Source organism: Aurantimonas sp. A2-1-M11 (assembly GCF_036549475.1).
Classification (GTDB): Bacteria; Pseudomonadota; Alphaproteobacteria; order Rhizobiales; family Rhizobiaceae; genus Aurantimonas.
Genome location: NZ_JAZHLI010000105.1, coordinates 415 through 9,035, shown reverse-complemented (window position 1 = coordinate 9,035; position 8,621 = coordinate 415). Strand labels below are relative to the sequence as shown.

5 protein-coding genes and 3 pseudogenes are annotated in these 8,621 nt (G+C 60.1%); 5 read left to right on the top strand and 3 right to left on the bottom strand.

Features of this window, described 5'->3' with window-relative positions:
* Positions 1–435 precede the first annotated feature (435 nt).
* Positions 436–1,308: pseudogene (locus tag VQ042_RS23595) on the bottom strand (IS3 family transposase); the annotation flags it as partial.
* A 72-nt stretch (positions 1,309–1,380) separates the two neighbouring features.
* On the opposite strand from VQ042_RS23595, the pseudogene VQ042_RS23590 reads away from it, so the two are divergent.
* Positions 1,381–2,347 (top strand): annotated as a pseudogene (locus VQ042_RS23590) (IS110 family transposase); the annotation flags it as partial.
* 566 nt (positions 2,348–2,913) lie between these two features.
* Here the strand turns inward: VQ042_RS23590 and VQ042_RS23585 are convergent.
* Entirely contained in the window at positions 2,914–3,120 is a 207-nt protein-coding gene (locus tag VQ042_RS23585; protein ID WP_331822724.1) for a hypothetical protein, read from the bottom strand.
* A gap of 485 nt (positions 3,121–3,605) precedes the next feature.
* Between VQ042_RS23585 and rfbA the strand changes: the two genes are divergently transcribed.
* On the top strand, positions 3,606–4,481 hold the full coding sequence (gene rfbA / locus VQ042_RS23580) for a glucose-1-phosphate thymidylyltransferase RfbA (RefSeq protein WP_331822723.1): 876 nt from the start codon (positions 3,606–3,608) through the stop codon (positions 4,479–4,481).
* Between the two features lie 528 nt (positions 4,482–5,009).
* On the opposite strand, the pseudogene VQ042_RS23575 reads toward rfbA, so the two are convergent.
* A pseudogene (locus VQ042_RS23575) lies at positions 5,010–5,339 on the bottom strand (transposase); the annotation flags it as partial.
* A 203-nt stretch (positions 5,340–5,542) separates the two neighbouring features.
* Here VQ042_RS23575 and rfbC point away from each other — a divergent pair.
* From rfbC to rfbD, 3 genes are read left to right on the top strand one after another with little or no spacing between them, the layout of a single operon-like run.
* Entirely contained in the window at positions 5,543–6,124 is a 582-nt protein-coding gene (gene rfbC / locus VQ042_RS23570) for a dTDP-4-dehydrorhamnose 3,5-epimerase (protein WP_331822722.1), read from the top strand.
* The gene (gene rfbB, locus VQ042_RS23565) at positions 6,121–7,185 is read left to right on the top strand and encodes a dTDP-glucose 4,6-dehydratase (protein ID WP_331822721.1); all 1,065 of its coding nucleotides are present in this window, start codon (positions 6,121–6,123) and stop codon (positions 7,183–7,185) included. The genes rfbC and rfbB overlap by 4 nt, the downstream gene beginning before the upstream one ends.
* Positions 7,182–8,075 (top strand): dTDP-4-dehydrorhamnose reductase, encoded by an 894-nt coding sequence (gene rfbD, locus VQ042_RS23560; RefSeq protein WP_331822720.1) that lies wholly within the window; start codon positions 7,182–7,184, stop codon positions 8,073–8,075. Before rfbB ends, rfbD begins: the two co-directional genes overlap by 4 nt.
* Positions 8,076–8,621 lie beyond the last annotated feature (546 nt).

Here is an 8,621-nt window from a genome sequence, read left to right as displayed (position 1 = left end):
ATCTGGTTCACATGCCTGCGAAGGCGAAGCCAGAAGAACCGCCGGATGGGCTGGCAATGGTTCGAGGAGGTGACCGCGCGTCTTCCCCTACCGCGCGCACGCATCACTCGTCCATGGACGCCACGAAGGGTACCATGCGGTTAACTTCCGGGAAGAGCCGGGTGCGGGAAAGCCGCATGCCCGGATCTGTGAGGGCGAAGCCGAATAGCCGAGCTACTCGACCACGACCAATCCGAGACTTGGTACAACGCTACACGGAGACCGGGACCTCACGCCCCAATAGGTGAAGAGCGCTACATTCGGGATCGCCTGAAAGCACCCTGACCCCGTTAGCTCTCTACTGCTCCTGAGGAAACCGATGCCGGTTTTTCACCGGCCTTTGCGCGGCAGCGCCATGGAGTGGACCCCGTTTCGCCAGACAGATGGCGGTTGGGTTTAGGCACTGAGCCTGATGAACTCACGGGGCGAGCGGAATTTCAGTCCTGTGTGCGGGTGGACCTCGCAATAGTCCTCGATCCAGAGGGGCAGCAAGGCGAGGATGGTGTCGGCGTCGGGCAGGATCGTCACCCGAGTGTAGTCGCGTTTCAGCGTTTTGACGAAGGCTTCTGACCTGCCGTTGCTTTCAGGGCTTCGAACGGCCGTGAAGAGTAGCGTCAGGCCGAGAGCCCGCGCTGTGTCGGCCGTATCCTTGGCGATGTAGGCGCTGCCGTTGTCCGAAAGCCATTCGACCGCGTGCGGCGTTCGCGTCGTTCCGAAGCGGCGTTCGACGGCGGCGACCATGAGGTCGCGTACCATCTCGCCGGAGACGCCGGCGTTGGCGACGGCAAGCCAGGCGATAATCTCGCGGTCGCAGGCGTCGAGCACGAAGAGAATGCGTACGACTTCGCGGTTCCGCGCATGGATCTCCAGGTGGTCCGAGCACCATCGCACGTTCGAGCGCAGGGCGATGACTACGCCGTCATGGGTTCGTCCGGAACGGCTGGCCGTATGGCGTTCCAGCGTCAGGCGGTGATGCTGCGTAATCCGCAGAACTCGCTTGGCGTTGACCGTAGGCTTGCCTTCGAGGCGCAGCCGGCGGTTCAGGAGAGCCGTCACCCGGCGGTAGCCGTAGGTCGGACGGGCGTCCACGATGGTGCGGATCGACGCCAGGAACTCGGCGTCTTCCGCCTTGCGATAAGGGCCCCGAGGTTTGACCGCCCTGCCGCGTCGCTCGTTGATGTGAGAACGAGCGACGTTCAACGTCCTCGCCACCGCGCTCAACGGAAACCGTCCGTCGGATCGCTCCACGACAGCAAGGGCGATGTCCGTTTATGGAATGGCTCGCCCCTCTTCCTCAGCGCATGATTGCGTCGTCGATTAGGGTGGCACGGAGGCGAGCCTATGAATGAAGTCAAAGTTCTTGGTATCGATCTTGGGAAGGACGTTTGCAGCGTCGTAGGCTTGAACGAAGCCGGAAAAGTGCTGCTGCGGCGCAGGATACGTCGGGAAAGCGTATCGAAGCTGGCAGCGAGAATGCCGGTCTGCGTGATGGCGATGGAAGCCTGTTGCGGCGCTCATCATCTTGGCCGGCAGCTGCGCGAGCAAGGCGGCGCAAAAGAACGACGATCGGGATGCAGAGGCAATCGCGGAAGCGGCGACCCGTCCCACGATGCGCTTCGTTGAACTGAAGAGCGACGAGCAACTCGACGTGCAGACCCTTCACCGGGCCCGAGATCGTCTTGTCGGCGAGCGAACGACGCTGATCAATCAGCTTCGGGCAATCCTTCTCGAGCGGGGGATCATGATCGCCAAATGGCGGCGCAAGCTTGAACTTCGATTGGAACAGCTCCTTGCCGGTGAGATGGCGATCAGCCGTCGTATGCGGGTTTTGATCGAGGATATGCGAGCCGAATGGCGCGCCCTCGATGACCGAATTGCCGCCTTTGACGCGGAGTTCGCGGAACTTGCTCGCGCGGATACATCGATGAAGCTCCTCACGACAATACCGGGGATCGGCCCTTTGAATGCAACCGCGTTCGTCGCTTCGATCGGAAAAGGCGAGACGTTCGGTCGTGGCCGTGACCTTGCGGCCTGGTTAGGTCTTGTCCCTCGCCAGATGACGACCGGCGGCAAACCGAAACTTCTGGGGATCACCAAACGCGGAAACGGCTATCTCAGGCGAATGCTTATTCATGGAGCGCGAGCGGCGCTGCCGAGCCTGGCCAAGGGAACGACTCCGCTGGGCGAGTGGGTACGAGGACTGCTGTCGCGAGCGCATATCAACACGGTCGTCGTCGCGCTGGCATCGAAGATGGCGAGAATCATCTGGGCGGTGCTGAACAGCGGGCGCCCCTTCGAGATGGGGGCGTCANCGTCTCAATCTGTTTCACGACCTTGCTGGCTTTCGCTGGCAGGATCTGGACTCTCAACGAGATCGCCTTGCCCATCGTCCCCACGGGAACGATCCGGTTCTGCCCTTTCCGGCCATCGGCCGCATGAGAAAATTAGAGATCGGCCAGGGAGAGCATCCTTCGGCTGGCGTTGTCTGTGAGCGGACTGAAAAGATGGCCTGACAGTCGAACGGTGTGCCGAAATCCTGACCAAAAAAATGGCGCTTGGCGCCGCACCGTTTATGAGGATCGGCACGCGCGAAAGCTCCATCCTGGCCGGGGACGACCATCAAGCCCCGAGACCGGATACGTTGGCGCAGACTGAAAAGCCGGAAAGAAATCCCTTGCAGACGGGGCGAGCCATACGTTTTTGGGCGGGCAATGTCGAGCGCCTCCTTGAGGATCTCGTTCTCCATCGTCTTGCGGCCAAGCAACCGCGCGAGGTCGCGGACCCGTTTCTCCAGATCGCGAACCCTCGAAGAGCCGCGGCGCCTATCCGTGTGCCCGGTCGCCAGCCAGACAAGCACTCCGCTCGGAACCGGGATCATGGCTGGTCCAGGACGGCGACGACGCGGGCCAGAGCCTCGGCATCGACATCCGCGACTATCCGCCGTCCGCAAGTCAGGACGATCTCCATGCGCGAGACTGCCGTCGTCATCTCCCGCTCCGGCGGCTCCGATAGCCTTCCTCCTTCCCAGAACACCACCTCCGCAAATGTGCGGTGGATGTCCATTCCAATTACCCGCTTCATCGGCTACTCCTTCCCTTGTCAAGGAAACGGGAGCTGCCGGCGACACGAGACCTGCGGATCCGCGCTCTCGCCGCAACCGGGCAAGTCGAAGGGGCGGCCAGCTACTAAAGGCGAGCTCTCAGTTCATCGAATACGTCGGCCTGCCCGCACTTTCGTGCTGCCGGTGCCCCAGTCCCGGATGGTCTCACCATACGCCGGAGTTGGAAAAACCGCAGCCGGGTCAGAAGGCACCGCCACCGTCGTACCGGTTACAAACATTCCAATTGGAACCGTAGGTGGGGGCTGATCAGAGTATGCCGCCGGAGACGCGTATGAGGGGCGAAAGGATCTCGCCGAGCCACCTTTGATCAATCTGGCCTGGCCGGAACTGTACGGCCATCGCCGCCGGCTACACCACACGGTTTGGCTCCATCTCAATTTACTCTGATTGTCCACTGATGTTAGGTATCCTCGAAATTTGGAATGCGTAGAATGGTTGAAGATTGATGAAGGGCATTATTCTGGCTGGTGGGAGTGGCACGAGGCTGCATCCGATGACGCTTTCGGCATCGAAGCAGCTCTTGCCAGTCTACGACAAGCCGATGATCTACTATCCACTGTCCACCTTGATGTTGGCGGGGATTCGTGAGATCCTGATCATCTCGACGCCGCATGATCTGCCCCGCTTTCGGCAGCTATTGGGCAGCGGCCATGGTCTCGGGCTGAAGTTTAGCTATGCTGAGCAGCCCAATCCGGACGGGCTCGCTCAGGCCTACCTCATCGGCGAGGAGTTCGTTGCGGGCGAAAGATCCGCCCTAATTCTTGGGGACAACCTGTTTTATGGGCATGGTCTTCCTGACATCTTGAAGAGCGCGGCGGAACGGGACGACACGGCAACCGTTTTCGCGTATCACGTTAGCGATCCCGAACGTTACGGCGTAGTTGAATTCGATGCCGATGGAAGCGCGATTTCGCTTGAGGAGAAGCCCGCCGCACCGAAATCGAACTGGGCCGTGACCGGCCTTTACTTCTACGATGGCCACGCCGCAAACATCGTTAAGACGCTCAAGCCCTCGCAGCGCGGTGAGCTCGAAATTACCGATCTCAATCGAGTCTATCTGGAAGAGGGTCGTCTCGCGGTGGAGACGATGGGGCGGGGCTATGCATGGCTGGACACCGGAACGCCCGATTCCCTCCTCGAAGCGGCCGAGTTCGTGCGCACTCTCAACCACCGCCAGAGCTTCAAAATTGCGTGTCCGGAAGAGATTGCATTCCGCCAAGGCTTCATTGATCGTGGCCAGTTGAAGGACGTCGGTATGCGATATGGGAAGAGCGATTATGGGCAGTATCTCCTTCGGATCGCGGAGGAGCGGTCCGTCTAGCACTGCTTTGGCAGGCTTAGAACGTCTGCATTGACAAGAATCGGTTCTGGTGGTTTGGGTTGCGACGATATGACTCAGACAACTGGACGCCTCGGAAACTAGCGGATTTCGCTCTGACGTAATCGACTGACCTCGCGCTTTGGGGAGGTGTCGGATGGCGGAACAGATTATATCAGGACGTCCAAGATCGGCTTTCGCAGCTCTCGCGTCATGGCGATCCATGGAGAAACTCTCCGCTATTGCGATATGGACCCACGGCGTCACCGTCCTGCCGCGTCGCTCGTTGATGAGGGAACGAGCGACGTCCAGCGTCCGCGCCACGGCGCTCACCGTGAACCGTCCGTGGCATCGCTCCAGGACAGCAATGGCGACAGGCGTTTTTTGGGGCGAGCGACGTCGAGTGCCTTCTTGAGGATCTCGTTGCGGCGCGACAATCAGGGTGAGAACACGGCCCTTGCCATCGGCGCCACCGACGGCAACAATCTACATCGCCGCGACGCCGGATCTCTCACCCAGATCGTCGCGCTACATCTCGTTCTCCATCGTCTTCCTGCTGAGCAGACGCTCAAGATCACGGACCCGCTTCTCCAGATCGCGGAGCCGGGATGTGCCGACGACATCCTCGTCGGCCTGAACGGCGGCATGGCCGCCTTCCAGTATGCGGCGCTTCCAGGCAAAGAGCTGCGAGGGGGAGATGTCGGCCTGGCGCGCCACGAACGACACGCTCATGGGCTGCATCGCCTCTTCGACGAGACGGACCTCCTCGGCCGTCGACCATCGCCGCCGGCGTTGCACGGAGGTGATCACTTCAACCCGCGGAAACGTGCCGTCAGTAGCTTTCGACATAGTCGTACTCATAGGCGGATGCCTACCTTATCGGCTATCCCGCCTGTCCGGTCAAAACGGGGTGAACTCCACTCCAATCAGGTACCGAACGCAGCGCGCAGTCTCCTGCTTGCCACACCGCACAACTGCATGCGTTTAACGACAAAATCCGGTTGCTTCAGCGCCCCGGATCGACGAGAACGCTCCGATTAAAGCGACGCAGACGGAGAATACGCATGATTGAGGCGCGCCCGTTAAGCTTGCCGGGAGTGATCGAGATCATACCCAAGCGCTTCGGTGACGAGCGCGGCTTCTTCGCCGAGACTTTCAATCGGTACCAGCTTGCAGAGGCTGGCATTAATCTCGACTGGATGCAGGACAACCAGTCGTTCTCTACATCCGTCCACACGCTACGGGGCCTACATTATCAGGAGCTTCCCTTCGCCCAGGCCAAACTGGTCCGGGTCTTGCGAGGTCGCATTCTCGACGTGGCGGTTGACATCCGCAAGCATTCGCCGACTTACCGCAAATGGGTGGCCATCGAACTTTCCGCCGAGGCCTTCAATCAACTCCTCGTGCCCATCGGGTTCGCACACGGATTCCTGACTCTGGAGCCCTGCACCGAGGTATTTTATAAGGTCACCGCGCCTTGGTCGCGTGAGCATGACCGTTCTATTCGTTGGGATGACCCTGAGATTGGGGTTGATTGGCGTCTCGGCCGCACCGTGCCGATCGTTTCTGACAAGGATCGTGAAGCGCCGTTCCTAGCAGATGTTCCGCCAGCCTTCATTTTCGATGCAAACGGCAAATACAAATGAAAATTCTAGTAACCGGCGGCGCCGGATTCATTGGGTCGGCCGTTTGCAGGCATCTGATCCGCTCGACCGAGCACTCGGTCATCAACGTGGATGCTTTGACTTACGCAGCGAGCCTATCGTCGGTTCAACCTCTAGCCGACGATCAAAGGTACCGTTTTGTGTGCTGCGACATACGGAACCGGGTTAAGATCTGCGACCTTTTGCGCAGCGAAGCTGTCGACGCCGTGATGCACTTGGCCGCCGAAAGCCATGTTGACCGCTCTATCGATGGGCCTGGCCAGTTCATTGAGACCAATATCGTCGGCACTTACGAGTTGCTGGAGGCTGCCCGCACCTACTGGTCGGAACTGCCGTCAGTTAGTAAGGACGCGTTCCGGTTCCACCATATCTCAACCGATGAGGTCTATGGCGACCTGCCGCTGAAAGGTGGACTTTTCACGGAGAACACGCCATACGCTCCCTCCTCGCCATACTCGGCAACGAAGGCTGCATCGGATCATCTCGTGATGGCGTGGCACCATACTTATGGGTTGCCGGTCGTCCTATCGAACTGCTCCAACAATTACGGACCGTATCATTTCCCGGAAAAACTCATTCCGTTGATGATCCTCAACGGTCTCGCGGGAAGACCGCTACCCGTCTACGGCAAGGGTGCAAACGTGCGGGATTGGCTCTATGTTGACGATCACGCGCGCGCACTGGAACTGGTAGTCACCAAAGGCGAGCCGGGTCGTTCTTACAATATAGGGGGTCGGAACGAGCGCTCCAATCTGGCCGTCGTGCAGGCGATCTGCGACACAATTGACAGATTAATACCGCACGCGGACGGAAGCAGTCGGCGTGAGTTGATCACGTTTGTGACGGATCGCCCCGGCCACGACCTTCGCTATGCAATGGATGCGACGCGTATTGAGAGTGAGCTTGGCTGGAAAGCTCAGGAAACCTTCGAAACCGGCCTTGAGAAGACGATCGCCTGGTATATTGAAAACGAGGCGTGGTGGCGTCCAATCAGGGACGGCCGCTACTCCGGCCAGCGTCTAGGAACGGCGGCAAGCGAATGAGTTTGCCGGTCGTACTTGTTACCGGCCAGTGCGGCCAGGTTGCGCAGTCTCTTTCGGAGTTTCGGTCTGGGCGCGTCCGTTATGTTACAAGGGGGCGTCCGGAACTCGACATAACCGACAAGGCGTCCGTGGAGAGAGCGATCGCGCGATTCGAGCCCCTGCTCGTCGTTAACCCGGCCGCCTTCACCGCGGTAGACAAGGCCGAAAGCGAGCCCGAGCAAGCTTACGCCGTTAACGATGCCGGCGCCGGCAATGTCGCCGCGGCCGCCGCCGCCGTCGGGCTGCCCGTCATCCACGTCTCCACGGACTACGTCTTCGCCGGTGACAAGGCATCACCGTATACCGAAGCGGATCCGACCGGCCCGACGGGAGTCTACGGCTCATCGAAGCTTGCTGGTGAAGCCGCCGTCGCCCAAGCTAATCCGCGACACGTCATCCTGCGTACCGCTTGGGTATTCAGCCCGCACGGGAAGAACTTTGCCAAGACGATGCTGGCCTTGGCGAAGGATCGCGGAGTCGTTTCCGTGGTTGCCGACCAGCAAGGCACACCAACCTACGCGCCGGACATCGCTGCCGGCATCGATGCGGTGGTAAATGCTATATTGGATGCTCCGGACGGCGAGAGCTGGAGGGGAGTGTTCCACATGGTAGCTCAAGGAGAGACCACGTGGGCGGGGTTGGCGCGCGAAGTTTTTGCTCGCTCGGCCGAGCGCGGCGGTCAGACTGCGGTGGTGACACCAATCGCCACGAGCGAGTATCCGACGCCGGCGCGCCGTCCAGCCAATTCTCGGCTTAGCACCGAGATGTTCGAGCGGGTGTTCGGATACGCGCTTCCTACCTGGCAAGACGGCGTAAGGCGCTGGATGAAAGCGATGGCATCGGCCGACTGAGGCCGTGCTGAGAGCCCTCTCTGATTGGGGTCGTTAAGGTCAAGCTGCTCCTTTCGGCATTTCCGGATCATGACGCCCCGCGGGTTACGCGCTTCTCTTCGCGGTCGGCGTATAGCCGCCGCATGATGGGGTCAGGAAGGGCAACGCGTCTCAATCTGTTTCACGACCTTGCTGGCTTTCGCTGGCAGGATCTGGACTCTCAACGAGATCGCCTTGCCCATCGTCCCCACGGGAACGATCCGGTTCTGCCCTTTCCGGCCATCGGCCGCATGAGAAAATTAGAGATCGGCCAGGGAGAGCATCCTTCGGCTGGCGTTGTCTGTGAGCGGACTGAAAAGATGGCCTGACAGTCGAACGGTGTGCCGAAATCCTGACCAAAAAAATGGCGCTTGGCGCCGCACCGTTTATGAGGATCGGCACGCGCGAAAGCTCCATCCTGGCCAGGGAGACCATCAAGCCCCGAGACCGGATACGTTGGCGCAGACTGAAAAGCCGGAAAGAAATCCCTTGCAGACGGGGCGAGCCATACGTTTTTGGGCGGGCAAA